Here is a 19,746-nt window from a genome sequence, read left to right as displayed (position 1 = left end):
GCCGCGCGATCAGGCCTCGGAACCTCGGGCGGGTGCGACGAGGCCCCGCTGGGGATCGGTACCCTTGGCGCATGTCTGCTGCTCCCGTTCGCGTCCGATTCGCCCCCTCGCCCACCGGTATGTTCCACGTCGGTGGTGCGCGCTCCGCCCTCTACAACTGGGCCGTGGCGCGACAGTCCGGCGGCACCTTCGTGCTGCGGATCGAGGACACCGACCAGGCGCGCAACAAGCCGGAGTGGATCGACGGCATCATCGGCGCGCTCAGCGCCATCGGCATCAACGACGCCGACCCGCACTTCGAGGGGCCCTACTTCCAGTCCCACAACGCCGACCGCCACCGCGAGGCGGCAGCCCGCCTGCGGGACGCGGGGCGTGCCTACTACTGCGACTGCACCCGCGAGCAGCTCGCCGCCCGCACCGGCAGCGAGCAGCTGGGGTACGACGGCTTCTGCCGCGAGCGCGGCCTCGAGTACGCCGAGGGCCGGGCGCTGCGCTTCCGTACCCCGGACGAGGGCGAGACGGTCGTCCGGGACGTCGTGCGCGGTGACACCGCGTTCCCGAACAAGGCCATCGAGGACTTCGTCATCGCCCGCGGCGACGGTTCCCCGGTCTTCCTGCTCGCCAACGTCGTCGACGACATCGACGAGAAGGTCACCGAGGTCATCCGCGGCGAGGAGCACCTCTCCAACACGCCCAAGCAGCAGCTGCTCTGGGAGGCCCTCGGGGTCACCCCGCCCACCTGGGCGCACCTGTCCGTGATCGTCAACGAGAAGCGGCAGAAGCTGTCCAAGCGCCGCGACAAGGTGGCGCTGGAAGACTACCTGGCGGAGGGCTACCTGCCCGAGGCCATGGTCAACTACCTGATGCTGCTGGGCTGGTCCCCGGGCGCGGACGAGGAGATCCTCCCCTACGAGGAGCTGGAGCGGCGCTTCCGCATCGAGGACGTCAACACCTCGCCGGCCTTCTTCGACATCAAGAAGCTGACGGCCTTCAACGGCGAGTACATCCGCCAGTTGACGCTCTCCCAGTTCATCGCCGCCTGCGCCCCCTACCTGGCCCCGGACCGGGCTCCCTGGCCGGCCGAGAACTTCGACCAGGCCGCCTTCGACGGCATCGCGCCGCTCGCGCAGACCCGGATCGCGGTGCTGAACGAGATCGTGCCGAACGTGGACTTCCTCTTCCTTGACCAGCCGGTCGAGGACGAGGCCTCCTGGCAGAAGGCGATGAAGGCGGGCGCGGCCGAGGTGCTGCGTGACGCCCGGGCCGCCTTCGCCGAGGCGCCGTCCTTCACGGCGGAGCCGCTGAAGGAGATCCTGCTCTCGGTCGGCGAGCGGCACGGCCTGAAGCTCGGCAAGGCCCAGGCCCCGGTCCGCGTCGCGGTCACCGGCCGCACGGTCGGCCTGCCCCTCTTCGAGTCCCTGGAGGCCCTCGGCCGCGACCGTGTCCTGGCCCGCCTGGACGCCGCCCTGGCCAAGCTGGAGGGCTGACCTCCTGGAGCACGCCGCGCGCGGGCCCCGTCCCTCCGGGGACGGGGCCCGCGCGCGCAGGTGCGGAGCCGCCGGGCAGAATGCAGGTCAGCAGCTCACGCGCACGCGACAGGAGGCCGCCGTTCATGCCGCCCGGCAGCGAGCCCGAGGACCGTTCCGGTCTGTTCCGTCGTCTGGACCGGGAGGACGTCTACGGTGAGGGCGAGGAGCCGGACCCGCGGTTCACCCTCGCCAACGAGCGGACGTTCCTGGCCTGGCAGCGCACGGCGCTCGCGCTGATGGCCGCCGGGGTCGGCATCAAGGCGCTGACCGCGCACACCGCCGAGCGGGACGTCGTCGCGGTGGTGCTGGTGCTGCTGGGCCTGGGCTGTGCGATCACCGCGCTGCTGCGCTGGGGCGCGACGGAGCGGGCGATGCGCACCGGACGTCCGCTGCCGCGGTTCCGCGCGGCCTTCCCGCTGGCCGTCGCGCTGGCCGCGGTCGCGGCCCTGCTCGCCGCGATGCTCTTCCTGCGATGAGCGCCCGGCCCCGCCCGCACCGTCCCTGGGACCCGGGCCTGCAGCCCGAGCGCACGGCGCTGGCCTGGCAGCGGACGACCCTGGCCTACTGCGCGGGCGGACTGGGACTGGCCAAGCTCGCGGAGCACCACCACCAGCTCGGCCTCACCGTGCTGATCCTCGCGACGACCCTGCCCGCGGGCGGTGTGCTCACCCTGCTCGCCGGACGCCGCGCCCGCCGGGTGGAGACCGGCCTGCGCGAGGGCAGGCCGCCTGCGGCGGGCCGTCTGCACCAGGGCCTGACGGCACTGGCCCTGGTGCTCGGGGCGGCGTCCCTTGGGTATGTGCTGCTGGTGCCGTGAGAGCGCTCATCCGTCCCAGTGCGACGGTTGGTTGATGTAGTAGCCCTGCTCGTCAGCCACCACCTGGACGGAGCCGCCGCTCGCGTTGTAGACGTCGACCACTGCTCCACCGCCGAGGGTCACCTGGTTGGCCACGGTCTGCCCCCGGGCGAAGTCGAGGTTCGACGCCACCGGGGTGGTGGTGCCGGCCGGGAACGCGGTGACGAACCCGGCCGACGCGGGACCGGTCGCCGTGACGTTGAGGACCACCGCGGTGGCCCCGGCGGGGAGCTTCTTGGACAGATCGAGGGCCCCGGACTTGCTGCGTATGGGCGTGGCACGCTCCCTCTGCTCCGCACAGGAGCGGGCCGATGCCACGCAGGCTCGACCCCGGGGCAGTCCTCCGGGGTCGAGCCTGTCATCCGCTCGTACTCGATGGGCCTGCTCGAACGTGCTACTCGATCTCGACGCGGCCGGACTTCGCCTCCAGATCCTTCCCCTGGCTGCCGCCCAGGTTCTTGCGGACGCTGTCCAGGATCGTCAGGCCCTGGCCGACCAGCCCGGCGGCGATCTCGCCCAGCCCGTCCGCTCCGTTGAGGACGTTGACGTTGGCGCCCTGCAGGCCGCCGGCCGCCTCCTTGACGATCTGCGGGAGCTGGTCGATCAGCATGCGGTCCAGCGCCACCCGGTCGTGGGACGCGGCCGCCTCTGCCTGGATCTTCATCCGCTCGGCCTCGGCCAGGGCCAGCACCCGGATCCGCTCGGCCTCCGCCTCCGCGGGCTTGACGATCTCCGCCACCAGCTGCTGCTGCCTCAACTCCGCTGCCCGCTGCGCCAGTTCGGTCTGCGCCAGCAGCACCTCCTGCTGCGCGTGGGCCTGCGCCAGCGGGCCGGCCTGGGCGGCGCGGGCCTGGGCCTGGTCGACCTCGGCCTGGTACTGGGCCTGCACGACCGCCGTCTGCCGCTGGTACTCGGCCTGATTGCGGGCCGCCTCCTGCTGGGCCTCCGCCGCCTCCTGGGAGGCGCGGGCCTGGGCGATCTGCGCCTGGCGCTGGATCGCGGCCTTGTGCGGGGCGGACATCGCGTCGATGTACCCGGCGTCCCCGTCGTCGATGGACTGGATCTGCAGCGAGTCGACGATCAGACCGATCTTCGCCATCTCCGCCTTCGAGGTGTCCAGCACCTCCGTGGCCAGCTTCTGACGCTCCGTCACGATCTCCTCGACCGTCATGGAGCCGATGATGGACCGCAGGTGGCCCGCGAAGATCCGGCCGGTCAGCACCGACATCTGGTCCTGGTCGGAGAGGAAGCGCTGGCCCGCGTTGACGATGCTCTCGTTGTCGTTGCCGACCTTGAACGCGATCACCGCACGCACCGTCAGCGCGATGCCCTGGCGGGTCACGCAGGTCTCGGCGACCTCCGACTCGCACATGGCCAGGGTCAGGAAGCGGACCTTGCGGAAGAACGGCAGCACGAACTTGCCGTGGCCGGTGACCACGCGGAACGGTGCGCCGCCCAGGCCGCGGCGGCCGCCCGAGATGAGCATCGCCTCGTCAGGCGACGGCACCCGATAACCGAACATGAACTGTCATCTCCTCAACCGGCGTCGCCGGCTCCCCCGGTCAACGCATCCAACTCGTCCAGCGGATCGGTCCACTCGACCACGAGCACCGAGCGCGCTCCGCGTGACTCGACCACCAGTACCCGGGCGCCGCGCGGCAAGGGCTCCTCGGAGTACGCGAGGAAGCACTCCGTGCCGCCGCGCACCCCCAACTGGACCTCGCCCGGGCCGGCCTGCCCGCGGGTCCCGACCAGCAGCACGCCGGTGCGGCCGACCACGTCCTCGTCCGTCGCCACCCGCCGTCCCTCTCTGCTCGGACCTGCTCGGATCCACCCGGAACCGCGCCCGCGTGATCTGCCCGTCGGCCCCGACCCTAGCGCGGTCCGGGCGGCACGGCGCTGACTGGGACGCCGTCCGTTCGCAGCGGGTTCCACCGCGGCGGCCGTTCCGTCGCGCGGGCCAGGGCGAGCACCGCCATGTCGTCGCCGGCCTCGCCGCCTGTCCACCGGTCCACCCGGCTGAGCAGGGCGTTCAGCACGGCCTGCGGTTCGCGCGGCACCTGGGGCCCGAGCGCGCGCAGCGGGTCGAAGAACTCCCCGCGCCCGTTGCGCGCCTCGGTCACGCCGTCGGTCACCATGAGCAGCACCGAGCCGCGGACCGGCGCGTACTCCTGCTCCTCCGCGACCGGGCCGATTCCCAGGCCCAGCGGCGGCCCCCAGCCTGTCGGCGGGTCCAGCCGCCGGATGGTCCCGTCCGGACCGAGCAGGTAGGGGCTGGGATGGCCGCAGTTGAGGATCCGCAGGTAGGGCGGGTCGGGGCGGCACTCGGCGAGCAGCACCGTGGTGAACCCCTCCAACGCCTCCAGTCCGCCGCGCAGTGCGCCCTCGCGGCCGAGGGAGCGCTCGAGCCGTTCGGCGAGCTCGGTCAGCGTCCGCGCGTTGTCGGCGGCCTCGCGGAAGGCGCCGATCACGATGGCCACGCTGGTCACCGCGGCCAGGCCCTTGCCGCGGACGTCCCCGATGACCAGGCGGAGGCCCCACGGCGTCTCCTGCGCGGCGTAGAGGTCGCCGCCGATGTTCGCCTCGGCAGCGGCAGTGCGGTAGTTGGTGGCCACCCGGAACCCGCACAGCTCGGCGGGCACCTCGGGGAGCACGGCCAACTGCACCTGCTCGGCCACGGTCCGCACCCGGCGCAGCCGGCGGCCGCTGCGTTCCAGAGCCCGGTTGAGCACGAGGGCGATGACGCCCGCGATGACCACATGTCCCATGTCGACGAGTTCGTGAGAGGTCGTCAGCGATCCCTGGACCGCGCTCACCGCGATCTCCATGGTGAGGGCGGCGACGCAGAACAGGGCGGTGACGGCGAGGCTGCTGAGCGCTCCGCAGAGCACGCAGGCCAGGGTCAGCAGCGGCCCGCCGGTGATCGCCGGAGGTGTGGTGGCGTCGATGGCGCCTGCGGCGGCCAGCAGCACCCACGGCACGACCTGCAGCCACCCGGCCCGCCGCCCCCGGTGGTCCTCGCTTCCGCTGCGCCCGTCCTGTCCGGGGTGCCCGTCGCGCTCGTCCGCCGCCGCCTCCACGTCCGCCACGAGCCAAGTCTCGCCTTGCGGCTGGCGCGCGGCACGCACTGTTAGCCCGAGCCGGGCCGGGTACGAGAGCGGTGAGCAGGATCCTCCGGCGGTGCGGTCCGGAGACGGGGGTCGACGGACGGCCCTTGGACGGGCGCGGCACGTGCCAAGGGGTGCACGTCAGGCCGCGCGGCTCGCAGGCGGTGCCGCTCCGGCAGCCGGCCCCGGTCGGCCGTTCGGCCGGTCCCCGAGGGGTGGTCGGCCGAGGAAGACGCGATCTTGGGGCGCCGGCCCGGACCGCCGCGCCGCCCTGGGCTGCGGTCTGGCTCCGTGGGCGGTCGCCGGAGGGGGCTGGCCGCGGCGTACGTCCTGGTCGGGTCGGACGTCGTGCCGGTGCCTGCCGGTCGGCCGCGGTACCCGGCCAGGATCCGCAGTGTGGCCGAGACGAGAGGAGGTGGCTATGACCCCGCACCCGCGTCACCGGGGCCGTATCCCGCAGCCCCGGCTGGGTCTGCGGACGCGTCTGCGCATCGACCAGGAGGAGCGCCGACGCCGCCACACCGGCACGGAGCCCCGCACCGCCCGCAGCGATCTGCCCGCCCGGCGGGTACTGGCCCGTGTCTTCGGACTGCTCTTCCTGGTGGGCGCCGGCGGCATGTCCTACCTCGCCGCGCTCGCCCACCCGGGCGCCACGCCGCCGCGTGCGGCGTTCATCTTCCTCGCAGCCGTCTGCATGGCGGCCGCCGCCCTCGCCGCGGTCGACCTGCGCGTCATCCGCCGCCGGGAACAGGAGCAACGGCGCTGGGGGCGGTAGGGCGCTCGGCCACGTTCCCCGGTGACCCCAACCATCCGGCGCCGGACGCCTGTTGGCCGTCACCGACCCCCGCCCGGACGGACGCGTCCGGGCCCTGCGGGGAGGCAGGGCGCGGTCGGCGCCGATTCACGCCGTCACGCGTGAGCGGGTGCCTCCTCGGTGAGGGACGCGCGGATCTGTTCGCGGAGTTCCGGCGTATCCGTCTCGCTGTGGACGGACACCGCGTGCTCCGTCGCGGCGCGGACGACCTCGTCCTCCTCGCCGGAGATGGTGAGTGTGCAGCCGACCTCGCTGGGCCACTGCCTGCAGTCGGCGACCTTGCGCATGGGGACCTCCTGGAGACGCTCCGTCCGGCCGACTCGCCGTTGTACTCCACTATCCGCTGAATTGTCCGGTTCAGGAAGAACCGGTGGAGCCGTCGCCGCGTCCTCCCTGGCAGATGTCCCCTTTCCTCCCATCCCTCGGGACGCACCATGATCCTCAACTGCCGGCCGGTCGCCACCGCGCTCGCCGGCCTCCTGCTCGCCGGCTCCGCCGCAGTCGGCACCACCGCCTCGGCCTCCGCCGCGCCGACGACCGTTCCGCCCGCGACCGCCCAGGTCGTCAACGCCCGCTTCGGCGTCCACCCGGGCTACGACCGGATCGTCCTCGACATCAAGGGCCCTCTCCCCAGGGTCTCCGTCATCCGGGTCGACCAGGTCCGCTACGACCCCTCGGGCAAGCCCGTACCGCTGCGCGGGTCCTTCTTCCTGCGCATCCGCCTCGCCCCGGCCGCGGCCCATGACAGCGCCGGGCACAACGTCTACCGCGGCCCGCGGCTGGTCGCTCTCAATCTGCCCCACCTGCGCGGCTTCGCGCTCGCGGGCGACTTCGAGGGCGTCGTCGGCTTCGGCGTCGGCGTCCGGGACCACGGGGCGGTGCACGTGTTCACGCTGCAGAATCCCAACCGCGTGGTCATGGACGTCCGCTGACACGGCGTCAGCTCTGGTGGACCCTGCGCGGTGCGGGTCAGCCGTGGTCGGCGGCCCGGGCCGCCAGGTCCTCCAGCAGGGCGACCGCCAGCGAGGCCCGGTTGAACGGGACGAACAGGTGGTCGTGGTGGAAGCCGGACACGACATTGCAGCTCAGCCCCGCCGTGGCCAGTTCCTGCGCCACGGCGGCGGTCAGCCCGACCGCGTCCAGCGCGGAGTGCACCCGCAGGGTGATCCACCCCGCGACGTAGCTGTAGGCCAACCCCGCTGCGTCCGCCTCCTCCTGACGGACCACCAGGGTCAGCCCCTCCGGCTCCGCCACGGTGACGACCGGCGTGGCACCCTCGGGCAGCCGCCCGTCCGGGACGGTGGCGAAGACCCAGCTGCCGGGGTGCAGCTCGGGGCTCATACCGCCGACCAGCTTCTTCAGGTCACGCTCGCCGCTCATGCCCCGAGCCTACGGCCGCTCGTCCGCCGCAGCCCGGATTGAAGAATCCGGGAACGGTGCGATGCTGACGGATATGACCAGCGAGAGCCCGGATCAGGTGATCACCCGCGTGCAGCAGGCCCGCGCGGCGCTGGCGCACGCCGCGGCGACGACCGATCCGGTGGGGCTGCGGATCGCCCTCGACGAGCTCGAGGACGCCCTCCATCTCGCTCGCGAACTGGGCGTCGCGGTGCCGCCGCCGACCGCGGCGCAGGGCTCCTGAAGCACGCCGACCCTCGACCACCGGCCGTCGGCCCTGGGGCGCGGCCTGGCGCGAACGCGGTCCTCCGCCGATCTGTCAGACCTCCCGTCCATACTCGGACCGCCGGGCGCCGCACAGGTGCCCCTGTGGAGGGAGGCCGTCGGATGGCCGAGGTGCTGCTGTTCCACCATGCCCAGGGGCTCACGCCCGGCGTGGTCGAGTTCGCCGACACCCTGCGCAAGGCAGGGCACACCGTGCACACGCCCGACCTGTTCGAGGGGCAGGTGTTCGGCACCGTCGAGGCTGGGGTGGAGCACGCCCGCACGATCGGCTTCGGCACGGTCGTCGAACGCGGCCGCGCCGCCGCCGCGGAGCTCCCGGCCGGTCTGGTCTATGCCGGTATCTCGCTGGGCGTGCTCCCCGCCCAGGCACTGGCACAGAACCGCCCGGGCGCGGCGGGCGCGCTGCTGCTCGAAGCCTGCGTCCCCGCCGAGGAGTTCGGCGGCGCCTGGCCGGCTGCCGTGCCCGTGCGGATCCACGGCATGTCCGACGACCCCTCCTTCGCCGGAGAGGGTGACCTCGACGCGGCTCGGGCCCTCGTCGCCTCCGCCCCCTCCGCGGCTGAGCTGTTCCTCTACCCCGGTGACAGCCACCTCTTCACCGACTCGTCCCTCCCTTCCTACGACCCGTCCGCGGCGGCCCTGCTGACGGAGCGTGTGCTGGCCTTCCTGGAGACGGTGACGCCGTAGCGGTGGCCGCCGCGTCACGCCGGTGGCGGTGACATCCGTCATGCCGCTTCCCGGAGCCTGGACACTGACCCGACGCCCTGCCCCGGCGGCAGAGTTGGAGTCGCCGCAGCGAGCGGCACCAGGCACCGGGGAACGGGGAGAAGCAGCATGGCCGTCGAGACCGCCGCCACCACCACCAGCGTCATCGCCGTCGCCCGGCCGGTCCGGCGCGCTGAGGCCGGCAAGGACGCGGGCCCCGCCGCCGCGCTCCGGCCGGTGCTGCTCGACGTCGCCCTCCCGCTGGGCGCCTACTACGCCGCCCACTCCGCCCTGGGACTCGGCACCGTCGCGGCCCTGGCCCTCAGCTCGGCGGTCCCGGTGGTCCGCACGGTCGGCGCGCTGCTGCGCGGCCGCTCGGCCAGCCCGCTGGCGCTGCTCATGCTGGTGGTCAACGTGGCCGCGATCGCCCTGTCCACACTGAGCGGCGACCCGAGGCTGATGCTGGCCAAGGACGGCGCGGTCAGCAGCGTCATCGGCGCGGCGGTGATCGTCACCGCGCTGCTGGGCCGCCCGCTGATGACGGCGGGACTCAAGCCCTTCGTCGTCCGCGGCGACGCCGCTCGTGACGCCGCCTGGACCCGGCGGGCCGCGGCCTCCCCCTCGTTCCGCCGCAACGAGCGGAACTTCTCGCTGGCCTGGGGCGCGCCGCTGGTCCTGGAGTGCGTGGCCAAGGTCGTCGGCGCCTACACCCTGCCCGTCCACACGATGGTCTGGCTCGGCACGGTGATGCTGCTGGCCGCGCTCGCCCTCGGCCTCGCCGTCGGCAACCGCTTCGCGCACCGGATGGCGGAGGAGGTGCTCCGCGAGGCGAAGGCCGAGCGCGCCTGACGGAGCTGACGGAACGTCAAGGGCCGCCCCCTCCAGCGGAGGGGGCGGCCCTTGACGTTCTGCCGACCGGGGTCAGCTACCGCTGAAGTAGCCGGTAACGTCCGCGATCACGTGGGTGGGCGCGTTGACGTAGATGTCCACGTACCCGTCGCTGCCGACCGGGACCAGCACCAGGTTCGGCACGGTCCAGCCCTTCGCCCAGTTGAGGTTGGAGGTGCTCGGGCGGGAGATGCCGTCCGGCCAGGCGGTCAGCACACCGCTGCTGGTGGTGCCGGTGACCGTGATGTTGAGCAGCACGGCCGAGACACCGCTCGGGATCCCGGCGCGGCCGGCGACCTGCAGCTTGACGGTCTGACCGGCCGTCAGCGCCGTGGTCCGGCTGATGCCGATGTTGGCACGGGTGTCCAGCAGGCGGGTCGGCGTGGTGGTGTTCAGCTTGAGCGCACCGTCCGCGCTGAAGTAGCCGAAGACGTCCGCGATCACGTGCGCCTTGCCGTGGACGTACAGGCTGACCTTGCCGTTGCTGCCGACCGGCACGATGACCAGGCCCGGCAGGGTGGTGTTGCTCGCCGTCCAGTTGATGTTGGACACCGACGGGCGGGTCGCACCGCTCGGGTAGGCGGCGATGTAGCCGGCGCCGACCGTCTGCGTGGCCGTCACGTTCAGCACCACGGCCTTGGCGGTCGTGGGGATGCCCGCGTTGCCGGTGATGCTGACGTTGACGAGGTTGTTGCTCACCGGGGTGGTGGTGCTGACGCCGATCTTGGAGCGGGTGTCGAGCAGCCGCTTCGGGGTGTGCGCCGTGAAGGTGTACCCGGTGGTGTCGTTGGTGTAGTAGCCCTGCACGTCCGCGATCACGTCGGTGGCGGAGGTGGTGTAGAAGTCCACCCAGCCGTCGCCGGGCACCTTGACGGTGACCAGGTTCGAGATGGTCTCGCCCTTGGTCCAGTTCAGGTTGGACGTCTTCGGCCGGTTGGTGTTGTCACCCCACACCGTCAGCACGCCGTTGCCCGAGGTGCGGGTGACGGTGACGTTCAGCACGACCGCGGTGACGCCGGAGGCGGGGATGCCGTTGGCGTTGGTGATCTTCACGGCGGCGGAGGTGTTCGCGGGGACCTGCGGCGCGGAGGAGGAGCTGGAACGGGTGTCCAGCAGGCGCTTCGGGCTCAGCGGGTGGTAGGTGCTGGTGCCGGTGGCGGCGGCGGGGAGTTTCGAGCACAGCGTGTTGACCAGGTTCGCGCCGTTGGGCTCGCCCAGACCGGTGGTCAGGTCGTAGCCGGTGCCGGCGGAGAAGCCGCTGTGGCCCGGGATGCCGTTGTTGCCGCTCGTGACGTCCATGAAATTGGTGCTGTAGGCGCTCTTCGCGGCGCCGTAGAGCAGGTAGTTCAGGAAGCCGATCGGGCCGTTGGCCTTGCAGGCCGGCTGCGCGTCCGCGATGGCGACGAGCGCGGCCCACGTGGGCGTGGCACCGCTGGTGCCGCCGACCGTGCCCCAGCCGCCGCCGACGTAGACGGCGTAACCGCGCACGTCCGCGAGTGCGGCGACGTCGGGAACCTGGCGGCAGGTGTAGCCGGTGGACGGCGAGCAGTAGCTGGACGAGTAGCCGGAGCCGGTGAAGCCCGCCTGGTAGCTGTCCGCGCTGCGCAGCGACCAGATCCGGGACACGCCACCGGCGGAGGCGGCGCCGTCGCCGGTGTTCCACGTCGTCCGGCTGGTGGCCGGGTTGCCGCTCAGCGTGGTGCCGCCGACCGCCGTGACGTACGGCTGGTTCGCCGGGTCGCCGACGGCCTTCTCGTAGTTGTTGTAGCTTCCGCAGCTGAACGCGCCGTCGTCACCGGAGGCGACGAGCAGGCTCTGGCCCTGCGAGGCGGCCTCCAGGCTCATGTTGAGCTCGGTGTTGAGGATGGTGCTGTCCGCGCCCAGCTCGCAGCCGCCCCAGCTCAGTGAGAGCACCTGGGCGTTGTCGTCGACGACGGCCTGCTTGATCGGGTCGAGCCAGTAGGCGTCGGAGGTGTTGATCGCCGTCTTGCCGTCCGCGGCGACCAGGCTGCGGCCCTGGTAGTTGATCAGCTTGGCCCCCGGGACGAGGCCGATCAGGTCCTCCATGTCGAGGAGGGACTCGATGCCGATGTTGTTGGCCGGGTTGGGGGCCACCGTCGCGCCGCCGTCCACCTTCACCACGCTGACCGGCACCTTGGTGCCGAAGCAGGACTGGTAGTGGGCGAGGTCGCTGCTGCTGTAGCTCTCGTACTCGATGACCCCGACAGTCACCCCGGCACCGCTGGTCGCCGTGTGCTCCATGTTGTAGGAGGCGGCCAGGTTCTGGGGGCTGTAGTAGTCGCTGCCGTCGGTGCCCAGCGAGCTCAGCTCCGAGCAGGTCGGGCCTCCGGTGGCCGCCGCGGTCGCCGCACTGGTGTGCGTGGACGACAGCGAGCGGGCGCTGCGGGCCGCGGAGCGGAATCCGGTGTGCAGCGGCTTGGGCCGGACCAGTGTGTTGAGACCGGTGACGCCGGTGATCTCGGCGGCGATGCCGGACGCGAACTGCGGCGCGGCGGTGTTCTGGAAGCCGGTACTGCCGTCCTTGAGCTTGTAGGAGCGGAAGCCGGTGCCGAAGGCCTTGGCCGCCTGGTCGACCGTGGCCGACACCGCGATCGACATGCCGTCGGCGCTCACCGCTCCCGGCGTCAGACCCTGGGCCCGCAGGGCGGACCGGACCTGGGCGATGGTGTTCTGCGTCGGCCCGAAGGCGGACGCGAACTGACCCTTCGCCAGGAAGTGGTGGTACTCGGCGTTGCCCGGGGTGCTGACGGCCTTCACGAAGTCGCGCAGCGCCGAGGGGTCGCGCGGCTCGAGGTTGACGCTGAGGTCCAGCCGGGTGTCACCGGCGGGAGCGCCGACGGCGACCGCGCCCGACGGCGCGTGCGGGGTCGAGCCGACCCGCTGCTTGGTGGCGGACACCGCGCCCGAGCCGCCGACCGGCGAGGCCGCGGCTATGGCGCTGGTGCTGACGAGGGCGACGACCGCGGTGGCCGCGGTGATCGCAGCCCTCCCGAAGCGCCGCTTGCTGACCGGTATGGCCATGCAGAGACTCCTTGGAATGACACAAGCCATGCGGCTCCGCCGGCGGGCTGGATCCGCAGCTGATCAGTGAGCATCCGCAGGAAAGGGGCCGAACGTCCGCACCGGGGCACGCTCACGCGCGCCCGACACAGCACCTCGGTTCGGTTCACGGCTGTCTGCCGCCGCGACAGGCGGCACTTGGAAGACCCCCCACAAGCGAACTCGCACAACGTTCTATCAGGCGGCTCTGACGGCTGTCCCGTCCGGGTCCGAACCGATACCGAACAAAGACCCGACGCGCCGCTGCAGCCACCAGGCGAACCCGTGCCACCGGCACCGAAAGCAGGACGAAAGGCGGAACGACCTCCGACTGGGCGATTCGGTGCAATCGGAACTCGCCGGGCCCGCACCGACGTTGTCCGAGACCGCGCGGCACCGGGACGCCGGTGCCGGCCCTGGAGGCCGTCGGGTCCGTGCGGCCGCCGAGTCCGCTGCGGACGCCGACTCCCCGCAGTGGTGAGCCCGACCCGGATCCGGCTTCAGGCGCCGGCTACGAGTGGCGTCCCGGCCGATACCAGGCAGACCCTCCGGGGAACCGCCGAGTACCTCCTGAACGGAGCCTGGAAGCAACTCGGTGCCCACGAAGTCGTGGCGGCCTCCGGCGACGTCATCGAGCAGAGCGTCCGCACGGCCCCGGACGGGTCGTTCGCCGTGAGCCTCCCGGTGGGTGTGGCGGCCTTCAGCCGGAGCATCGAGATTCCCGCCCACAACGGCGACTTCCTCGAACGCAGCACCCCACCGTCCTTCGCGTCGCCTCGGGCGACTCGCGTGGCGGCACCCGGAGGGCAGGATGCGGGACGCCCTCAACGGGAGACGGACACCGCATCGTCGGTGGTCGGAGCCATGCCCTAGGCTCCCCAGTCAGCTGTGGGCCCCGCGTTCGCCGGGCCGTGCACAGCGCACTTTGTCTCCCGGCCTGGCGCCGGGTTTTCTGGGGGTCTCAACGGCATGCGCATACGCAGCCTCTCCACCGCGACAGTGCTCGCGGTCCTTGCCGGTTCGGCGGCGCTCGGCTTCGCCGCGACCGGAACGGCCACGGCCGCCACGCCTGTGACCGTCACCAGTCCCGGCGGCATCGCCGTGGACGGCGCCCTCAACCGGGTCTTCGTCGGCGACAGTTCGACGGGCACGGTCGTCGCCGGCGACTGGAACGGCGACCAGGTCGGGGCGGTGTCAGGAATCACCGGCGTGACCGACCTCGCCGTCTCGACCGACGGTGCCACGGTGTACGCGGCCTCACCCGCGACCCACGAAGTCGTGTCCATCGATGCCGCGACACTGGCCGTCAAGGGCCGCTACGCGGTCGCCACGAACAAGGGCCCGACGTACGTGGCCTTCGCAGGCGGCAAGCTCTGGTTCAGCTATGGCGACCAGTGGGACGCGAACCTGGGCTCGGTGGACCCCGCCGCCGACCCGGGGTCCGCCGTGGCCCTCGCGCAGTTCCCGCACACGGGCCCCGGCCTGTGGAATCCGGCGCTGCTCGATGCCAACCCGGGCGCCCCCGGCCTGCTCGCGGTCGCCGACTCCGGACTGTCCACCGACTCCGTCGGCGTGGTCGACGTCTCCGGAGCCACGCCGCAGCTGACCGCATGGAAGTTCGGCGACTACACCATCGACAACGGGGTCTCGGACATCGACCTCCTCCCCGGCGCCTCCCAGGTCCTGCTGGACGGCACGGACCGGGTCGCCTATGCGAACGGCACCCTCACCCGGGCGGGCTCGTACCCCTCAGGCCAGCGGGCGGCGGTCTCCCACGACGGCCTGGTGGCCCAGGTGACGGGCCGTCAGATCGCGGTCTACCAGCCGAACGGGACCGTACCGCTGCGCACGTACGCCCCGAAGACGACCGGCCTGGGCGACCTGGCCTGGGCGCCGGACGACTCGCGGCTCTTCGCGCTGGTCGGCCAGGGGGTCAAGGACTCGTGGTGGCCTAGCAGTTACACGCTCCAAGCACTCACCGGGCCCACGCTGAGCGTCCCGACCCTGACCGTGAAGGCGCCGGGAACGGCGGCGCGGGCCAAGCAGCTGACGGTGACCGGCAGGATGACGGCGGCGATCCCGGTGCCGGCCGGCGCGGCCCTCCACGTCACCCGGACCGACCTGCTCAGCCCCGCGGGCAAGGCGCTGCCCTCGGTCACGCTGAAGGCGGACGGGTCCTTCGCGTTCAACGACGTCCCGCCGTCGGGTGGCACGGTCACCTACAAGGTGAGCTATGCCGGTGACGCCCGGCATGCCGCGGTGACCGCCTCCGCCGAGGTGGGCGTCTCCCGGACGGCGACGGCACTGAGCCTCGTTCCGAGCGGAAAGGTCTACGCCTACGGCCGACGGGTCATCTTCACCGCCCACCTGGGCGCCAGCTACCAGAACCGCACGGTCGAGATCTGGTCCGACCCCTACGGCGCCGACAGGCCCGCAGTCCGGGTCCGGGTCGGGCGGGTCGACGTCCACGGGAACATCTCCGTCCCGCTCACGCTCACCCGGGACACCCGCGTCACCGCGATCTACCGCGGGGACAGCCGCAGTGCCCCGCGCAGCGTCGCGGTGACGGCGTACGACCAGGTGGCGATCGGGCTGTCGGTCTCGCACTACTACCGCACCGGGCGGATCGGCTCGACGAACTACTACTGGTTCCACAAGCGGTCCGACGCCTACCTGACCACGACGATGACCTACTACAAGGGACGCGCCCAGCGCCTCGACGTCCAGGTCTACTCGGGCGGAAGCTGGTACTCGGCCGACCCGGAGTTCTTCGCCCTGGCCCCGAACGGCCGCTCCCTGGTTCGCCTGACCGCCCCTGGCCAGGCCGGCTTCAAGGTCCGCGTCCGCGCCGTCTACGTGGACGGAGCATCCGGCGACACCGTCAACTCGACGACGTACGGCTCCTGGAAGTACATCTACTTCTCGAACTGACCCTTCTCGGGGTGCTGCGGCAGCCCGCCGCGGCACCCCGCCCCGGAGTGCCACCCGGGCTGCTGCGGCCGCGGCAGGACGACGCGTCCACGGGCACCGTCCGCTCGACGGGCGGCGGGCCGTGCACAGCGGCGGTCGTGGCCGCCCTGCCCGGCCCCCGCAGTCGCGTAGTCGACCCCGGGACGGCCCCCGTGCACGCAGAAACGCAGTCAGGGCCGGTCCTCCTGAACGGAAGACCGGCCCTGACCTGCTGTTACTCCAGTCGGGGTGGCGGGATTTGAACCCACGACCTCTTCGTCCCGAAGCAATTCCCGGGGCAAGGTCAGCACGATTCTCCAGCCCTCTGAGCAGGGCGGATGGTTCGCGGAAGTTCGCGAAGGTTCGCCGGAGTCTGCCTCGGTAGTCACTCAGTTAGTCACTCACCTGGGCTCGCGGTGCTCAATGCAGTTCGAGCAACCCCGGTCGGACTGTCCCATCTGTCCCAAGGGCGTTACCCCAGGTCAGCGCCACCAATGGGACAACGGGACGGTCGGGACAAGATGTCAGCCGACCATCCGCTTCCCGTCGTGGGCCCGGACGGCCGGAGATCCAGATGACAGCGCGTCGCGCAGTCGGATCGAGTAGACCTCGGCCATCCGCTCGACAGCTTCGCCAGGTGCCACCCAGTCCACCGATCGGCTTTCGTCCGATGTGGCTAGCTCCCCCCCAGTGGGGCGGCAGCGGAACACCAGGGCGACGACGCCCAGGTTCATGTTCTTGTAGACCCCGGTCAGCCGGTCCACCTCGACGTGCACCCCGGTCTCCTCCAGCACTTCTCGACGGAGACCGTCCTCTACCGATTCGCCGAGTTCGAGCACTCCGCCGGGCGGCTCCCACGTGCCGTTGTCGGCTCGCTGAATGACCAACACTCGGCCGTCATCCCGAACCACGACACCCGCCACGGACACGGAATGGAGTGGCGTTGACCGTCCCTGTCCAGTGCTGTTACTCATGTAGATGAGCATAGGAGGTTCCACCCAGATGAGGAGTGGAAGCAACCGCGAGAGTGCGGCCCCGCGTTACTTGCAGATCGCCGACGAGCTGGCGCAGCAGATCCAGAACGGCATCTTGGCACCCGGGGCGCAGGTGCCGAGTGAAGCCGAACTGATGGACCGCTACAAGGTGGCACCGGGAACCGTGCGCAAGGCTGTGGCCGAGCTGCGCGCAAGCGGCCTCGTGGAGACCCATCATGGTCGCGGCTCGTTCGTGAAGTCCCGACCGCCTGTCAGTCGGAAGTCTTCCGACAGGTTCCGGCGTTCCCACCGCAAGGCAGGTAAGGCCGCCTATATCGCCGAGGCTGAACAGGCCGGCGCTGTCCCGTTGGTGCGGGTACTGTACGTCGGCCCAGTGGACGCTCCTGACGACGTGGCCGAACGCCTCGGAGTGCAGTCAGGCGCGCAAGTGTTGGCGCGCCGACGCCTGTACTTCAGCGACGGGGTTCCAACAGAGGAGGCGACCTCCTACCTGCCGTGGGACATCGCGAAGGACATCCCCGAACTCTTCGCGGAGAACCCGGGCGGGGGCGGTATCTATGCCCGACTGGAGGAGCACGGGCATGAGCTGGAGGAGTTCTCGGAGACGGTCCGGGCTCGCCTGGCGACCAAGGCGGAGGCGGTAGCGCTCAGCTTGAGCCCCGGATCGCCTGTGATCCACCTCACAAGGAACGCCTACTCGACGCAGGGGCGCGTGGTAGAGGTCTGCGACACGCTCATGGCCGCTGACCAGTTCATTCTCGACTACCGCATCCCCGCTAGGGATTGACGAAGCGTTAGTTCTGCCAAGCAACCCCCCGCGCGAATCCGCGCGGGGGGTTGACTCATATACAGGAGCCGTGCACTCTGATGCATGTCACTCCTCTACATGAGTGCATGAGCGCAGGAGTAGAGGTTCTGGCGCTGGTTCGTCGTGCCCGGCAGGCCGCTGGTTGAGGGCTTCCGGAAGCGCTCGTTCCTTGAGAACTCCACATGGTTGCCGCCTCCGTGGAAAAGGCGGCCGTGCGTCCCAGGGCCTTGGCGGGTCCGGGGGACGCGACGCTCACTCGCGGGTGGCCCGGCCCGGCAGAAGGCCGCCGGACCGCCCGCGCCCCACTCGACTTCCCCGCCGGCGCTCGCCGACCGACCACACAGCAGGCCGGGCGCCGCGCGGGGCCCCTTCCCATCCGCCTTCTGGAGTTGCCGTGAAGCACTTCATCGGCCCGCACCGGGCCGCCACCCCCGCCGAGTTCATGGAACTGGCCCTCGGCACCCCGCTGGACCTGTGGCTCGGCACCGAGGACGAGAGCGACGACGAGCGCGCGGCCAGGTTGGACGCCGCCCGCGACATCCTCGCCGACGACCCCGACCTGACAGACCGTCTGATCGCCAAGGCCGCCGACGCCTTCCGGTTCCACCCGGCCGACGTGCTGCGGATCGTCGCCGTCGCCGAGCCTGCCCGCCCGACGCCCCGCCGCCGGGCCGTCCCGCGCAGGGCCGCGTGATGGCCGCCCGCCGCCACCCGCGCATGCTCGCCCTGCGCACCCCGTCCTCTCCCGCCCGGTTCCACCAAGCCCTGACCGTCACCGCCCCGCCGGACAGCGAGTTGCCGGGGGCGCTGTGCCGCCAGGTCGCACCGGACGTGTTCTTCCCCGAGCCGGACGACGCCGAGGGCGTCGCCCTCGCCAAGACCGTCTGCGGCTACTGCCCCGCCCAAAACGCCTGCCTCACGGCAGCGTTGAAGCGCGACGAGCGGATCGGGGTCCGGGGCGGGACCACCCCCGCCGAGCGGGACGCCCTGCTCGGCCGCCAGCGTCGCTGCGGCACCCCTGGCGGCTACACCGACCACGCCGCCTACGGCGAACTGCCCTGCGACGCCTGCCGCACCGCCCATACGGCGGCGAACGCCGCCCGGCGCGCCGAACGCGCCGCACAGTCCTCGCGCCGCCCGCCCGGGCCGCGCATCCCCCCGCCGTCCTTCGGCCCCTACCAACGCCCCGGAACGGAGGCAGCATGACCGCGCATCTGACCGAGCACCGCGAGCAGCAGATCCGGGCCATGCTCGACGACGAGCACGCGACCGCCTGCGGCCTGCTGGACGCGGTGGCCGACCTGCTCGCCGAGGTCGAGCGGCAGCGCGAGACCATCGGCCGTCTGGAACGCACCCGCGACCGGGCCGACACCCTCGCCGGACGCCTGCGCGTCCAGCGCGACGCCGCCCGTCAGGTGGCCCACCTGCTCGCGGGGGTGACAGCGTGAACCGGTCCGCGAAGCTGTTCGTCGTCGCGGGCCTGCTGGCCGTGGTCGGCATGGCGTTCCGCGTCTCCTGGAACGCGCTCAAGGACGTGGCGCACACCATCGGTGCGGACACCGTGGCCGCGGTCGTCTACCCCCTGGTGGTGGACGGCCTGATGGCCGTCGCCCTGGTCGCCACGCTGGTGCTGGAGGGGCGGGACCGGCGGTTCGCGCTGCGGGTGCTCGGCTTCTACACCGCCGCGTCGCTGGTGCTGAACTACGACCACGGCCTCATGCCCGGCATCCACGCCGGGACCGGCCACCACCTGGCCGACTGGTCCCCCGCCAACTGGGCCCTGGTCCTGCTGGCCACCTCGCTGCCGGTCGGCTCGATCTACTTCGGCTCGGACCTCGTGGCCAAGGTGCTCCACCACAAGCCCACTGCCGCCGCCGAAACCCCGGCCGCCGCACCGGCTCCCCTCGCGGCCCCGACCCCCAATGCGACCGCTGCGGCGGCATCCGTCTACCTGCCCAAGCCCGCGCCGCTGCCCGCGCTCCCCGCGCCGAAGCCGCGCAAGCGGACCGGGAAGAAGTCCGCCCCGCCGGCGCGGCGGACGCTGCCCGAACTGCTCGCTGAGGCCCGCCAGTTGGCCCCGGATCAGACCCGCAGTGCCGAGGCTCTGCGCGTCGCCCTGCGGTGCTCGGCCGCCAACGCCCGCGCCGTGCGCGACGCCCTCGCCGCCGAGCAGGCCCCGACTGCGGCCCCCGGACTGCACGCCGTGACCGACCCGGAGTCGTCTCCCGCCAACGAGCCCGAGCCCACCACCGCCGAGGACGAGAGCGGCGAGTCCGCCGCCTGACCGAGAGGAAACCCGCACCATGACCGACAAGCTGTCCATCCAGCAGATCCCCGCGGCCCGAACCGTCC

General features: G+C 72.0%; 22 protein-coding genes. 14 read left to right on the top strand and 8 right to left on the bottom strand.

Annotated elements, in window-relative coordinates; genetic code table 11:
- Positions 1 to 119 precede the first annotated feature (119 nt).
- The 3 genes from gltX to ACFP3V_RS12875 all read left to right on the top strand — a co-directional run bounded on the left by gltX (position 120) and on the right by ACFP3V_RS12875 (position 2,346).
- Positions 120 to 1,487: a glutamate--tRNA ligase gene (gene gltX / locus ACFP3V_RS12885; protein WP_380583161.1), complete on the top strand. Its 1,368-nt coding sequence runs from the start codon at positions 120 to 122 to the stop codon at positions 1,485 to 1,487.
- A 125-nt stretch (positions 1,488 to 1,612) separates the two neighbouring features.
- Positions 1,613 to 2,005 carry a YidH family protein gene (locus ACFP3V_RS12880; protein ID WP_380583110.1) on the top strand — a complete coding sequence of 131 codons (393 nt, stop codon included), beginning with the start codon at positions 1,613 to 1,615 and terminating at the stop codon, positions 2,003 to 2,005.
- On the top strand, positions 2,002 to 2,346 hold the full coding sequence (locus ACFP3V_RS12875) for a YidH family protein (protein WP_380583109.1): 345 nt from the start codon (positions 2,002 to 2,004) through the stop codon (positions 2,344 to 2,346). The genes ACFP3V_RS12880 and ACFP3V_RS12875 overlap by 4 nt, the downstream gene beginning before the upstream one ends.
- Positions 2,347 to 2,352: 6 nt before the next feature.
- On the opposite strand, the gene ACFP3V_RS12870 is transcribed toward ACFP3V_RS12875, so the two are convergent.
- From ACFP3V_RS12870 to ACFP3V_RS12855, 4 genes are all read right to left on the bottom strand, one after another.
- Positions 2,353 to 2,703: a hypothetical protein gene (locus tag ACFP3V_RS12870; protein ID WP_380583108.1), complete on the bottom strand. Its 351-nt coding sequence runs from the start codon at positions 2,701 to 2,703 to the stop codon at positions 2,353 to 2,355.
- 76 nt (positions 2,704 to 2,779) lie between these two features.
- Positions 2,780 to 3,907 carry a flotillin family protein gene (locus ACFP3V_RS12865; protein ID WP_380583107.1) on the bottom strand — a complete coding sequence of 376 codons (1,128 nt, stop codon included), beginning with the start codon at positions 3,905 to 3,907 and terminating at the stop codon, positions 2,780 to 2,782.
- Between the two features lie 14 nt (positions 3,908 to 3,921).
- A complete protein-coding gene (locus ACFP3V_RS12860; protein ID WP_380583106.1) occupies positions 3,922 to 4,182 on the bottom strand; it encodes a hypothetical protein in 261 nt (86 codons plus the stop codon).
- Positions 4,183 to 4,259: 77 nt separating this feature from the next.
- A complete protein-coding gene (locus tag ACFP3V_RS12855) occupies positions 4,260 to 5,474 on the bottom strand; it encodes a PP2C family protein-serine/threonine phosphatase (protein WP_380583105.1) in 1,215 nt (404 codons plus the stop codon).
- Between the two features lie 439 nt (positions 5,475 to 5,913).
- Between ACFP3V_RS12855 and ACFP3V_RS12850 the strand changes: the two genes are divergently transcribed.
- Positions 5,914 to 6,267 carry a hypothetical protein gene (locus ACFP3V_RS12850; RefSeq protein WP_380583104.1) on the top strand — a complete coding sequence of 118 codons (354 nt, stop codon included), beginning with the start codon at positions 5,914 to 5,916 and terminating at the stop codon, positions 6,265 to 6,267.
- 134 nt (positions 6,268 to 6,401) lie between these two features.
- On the opposite strand, the gene ACFP3V_RS12845 is transcribed toward ACFP3V_RS12850, so the two are convergent.
- A complete protein-coding gene (locus ACFP3V_RS12845; RefSeq protein ID WP_380583103.1) occupies positions 6,402 to 6,593 on the bottom strand; it encodes a DUF1059 domain-containing protein in 192 nt (63 codons plus the stop codon).
- Between the two features lie 147 nt (positions 6,594 to 6,740).
- On the opposite strand from ACFP3V_RS12845, the gene ACFP3V_RS12840 reads away from it, so the two are divergent.
- Complete coding sequence (locus ACFP3V_RS12840) at positions 6,741 to 7,238, top strand: AMIN-like domain-containing (lipo)protein (RefSeq protein WP_380583102.1); 498 nt, start codon at positions 6,741 to 6,743, stop codon at positions 7,236 to 7,238.
- Positions 7,239 to 7,275: 37 nt separating this feature from the next.
- Here the strand turns inward: ACFP3V_RS12840 and ACFP3V_RS12835 are convergent, their stop codons facing one another.
- Positions 7,276 to 7,686, bottom strand: coding sequence for an ACT domain-containing protein (locus ACFP3V_RS12835; protein WP_380583101.1), 411 nt, complete (start codon positions 7,684 to 7,686; stop codon positions 7,276 to 7,278).
- Between the two features lie 73 nt (positions 7,687 to 7,759).
- Here ACFP3V_RS12835 and ACFP3V_RS12830 point away from each other — a divergent pair, with 73 nt between their 5' ends.
- The 3 genes from ACFP3V_RS12830 (at position 7,760) to ACFP3V_RS12820 (ending at position 9,543) form a co-directional block, all read left to right on the top strand.
- On the top strand, positions 7,760 to 7,948 hold the full coding sequence (locus tag ACFP3V_RS12830; protein ID WP_380583100.1) for a hypothetical protein: 189 nt from the start codon (positions 7,760 to 7,762) through the stop codon (positions 7,946 to 7,948).
- A 143-nt stretch (positions 7,949 to 8,091) separates the two neighbouring features.
- Entirely contained in the window at positions 8,092 to 8,676 is a 585-nt protein-coding gene (locus tag ACFP3V_RS12825) for a dienelactone hydrolase family protein (protein WP_380583099.1), read from the top strand.
- A gap of 147 nt (positions 8,677 to 8,823) precedes the next feature.
- Positions 8,824 to 9,543 carry a VC0807 family protein gene (locus ACFP3V_RS12820; protein ID WP_380583098.1) on the top strand — a complete coding sequence of 240 codons (720 nt, stop codon included), beginning with the start codon at positions 8,824 to 8,826 and terminating at the stop codon, positions 9,541 to 9,543.
- Positions 9,544 to 9,615: 72 nt separating this feature from the next.
- On the opposite strand, the gene ACFP3V_RS12815 is transcribed toward ACFP3V_RS12820, so the two are convergent.
- A complete protein-coding gene (locus ACFP3V_RS12815) occupies positions 9,616 to 12,624 on the bottom strand; it encodes a protease pro-enzyme activation domain-containing protein (RefSeq protein WP_380583097.1) in 3,009 nt (1,002 codons plus the stop codon).
- Positions 12,625 to 13,611: 987 nt separating this feature from the next.
- Here ACFP3V_RS12815 and ACFP3V_RS12810 point away from each other — a divergent pair.
- Entirely contained in the window at positions 13,612 to 15,573 is a 1,962-nt protein-coding gene (locus ACFP3V_RS12810; protein WP_380583096.1) for a YncE family protein, read from the top strand.
- A gap of 542 nt (positions 15,574 to 16,115) precedes the next feature.
- Here the strand turns inward: ACFP3V_RS12810 and ACFP3V_RS12805 are convergent.
- Positions 16,116 to 16,577 (bottom strand): NUDIX hydrolase, encoded by a 462-nt coding sequence (locus ACFP3V_RS12805; protein ID WP_380583095.1) that lies wholly within the window; start codon positions 16,575 to 16,577, stop codon positions 16,116 to 16,118.
- A 16-nt stretch (positions 16,578 to 16,593) separates the two neighbouring features.
- On the opposite strand from ACFP3V_RS12805, the gene ACFP3V_RS12800 reads away from it, so the two are divergent.
- From ACFP3V_RS12800 to ACFP3V_RS12780, 5 genes are all read left to right on the top strand, one after another.
- Positions 16,594 to 17,373, top strand: a complete 780-nt coding sequence (locus ACFP3V_RS12800) for a GntR family transcriptional regulator (protein ID WP_380583094.1) — start codon at positions 16,594 to 16,596, stop codon at positions 17,371 to 17,373.
- A 415-nt stretch (positions 17,374 to 17,788) separates the two neighbouring features.
- Positions 17,789 to 18,088: a hypothetical protein gene (locus ACFP3V_RS12795; RefSeq protein WP_380583093.1), complete on the top strand. Its 300-nt coding sequence runs from the start codon at positions 17,789 to 17,791 to the stop codon at positions 18,086 to 18,088.
- Complete coding sequence (locus tag ACFP3V_RS12790) at positions 18,088 to 18,600, top strand: WhiB family transcriptional regulator (protein ID WP_380583092.1); 513 nt, start codon at positions 18,088 to 18,090, stop codon at positions 18,598 to 18,600. The genes ACFP3V_RS12795 and ACFP3V_RS12790 overlap by 1 nt, the downstream gene beginning before the upstream one ends.
- Positions 18,597 to 18,842, top strand: coding sequence for a hypothetical protein (locus ACFP3V_RS12785; RefSeq protein ID WP_380583091.1), 246 nt, complete (start codon positions 18,597 to 18,599; stop codon positions 18,840 to 18,842). The genes ACFP3V_RS12790 and ACFP3V_RS12785 overlap by 4 nt, the downstream gene beginning before the upstream one ends.
- The gene (locus ACFP3V_RS12780) at positions 18,839 to 19,678 is read left to right on the top strand and encodes a DUF2637 domain-containing protein (RefSeq protein WP_380583090.1); all 840 of its coding nucleotides are present in this window, start codon (positions 18,839 to 18,841) and stop codon (positions 19,676 to 19,678) included. The genes ACFP3V_RS12785 and ACFP3V_RS12780 overlap by 4 nt, the downstream gene beginning before the upstream one ends.
- Positions 19,679 to 19,746 lie beyond the last annotated feature (68 nt).

The sequence above is a fragment of the Streptacidiphilus monticola genome (assembly GCF_042658505.1).
Lineage (GTDB): Bacteria > Actinomycetota > Actinomycetes > Streptomycetales > Streptomycetaceae > Streptacidiphilus > Streptacidiphilus monticola.
This window is presented reverse-complemented; position numbering and strand designations above follow the sequence as displayed.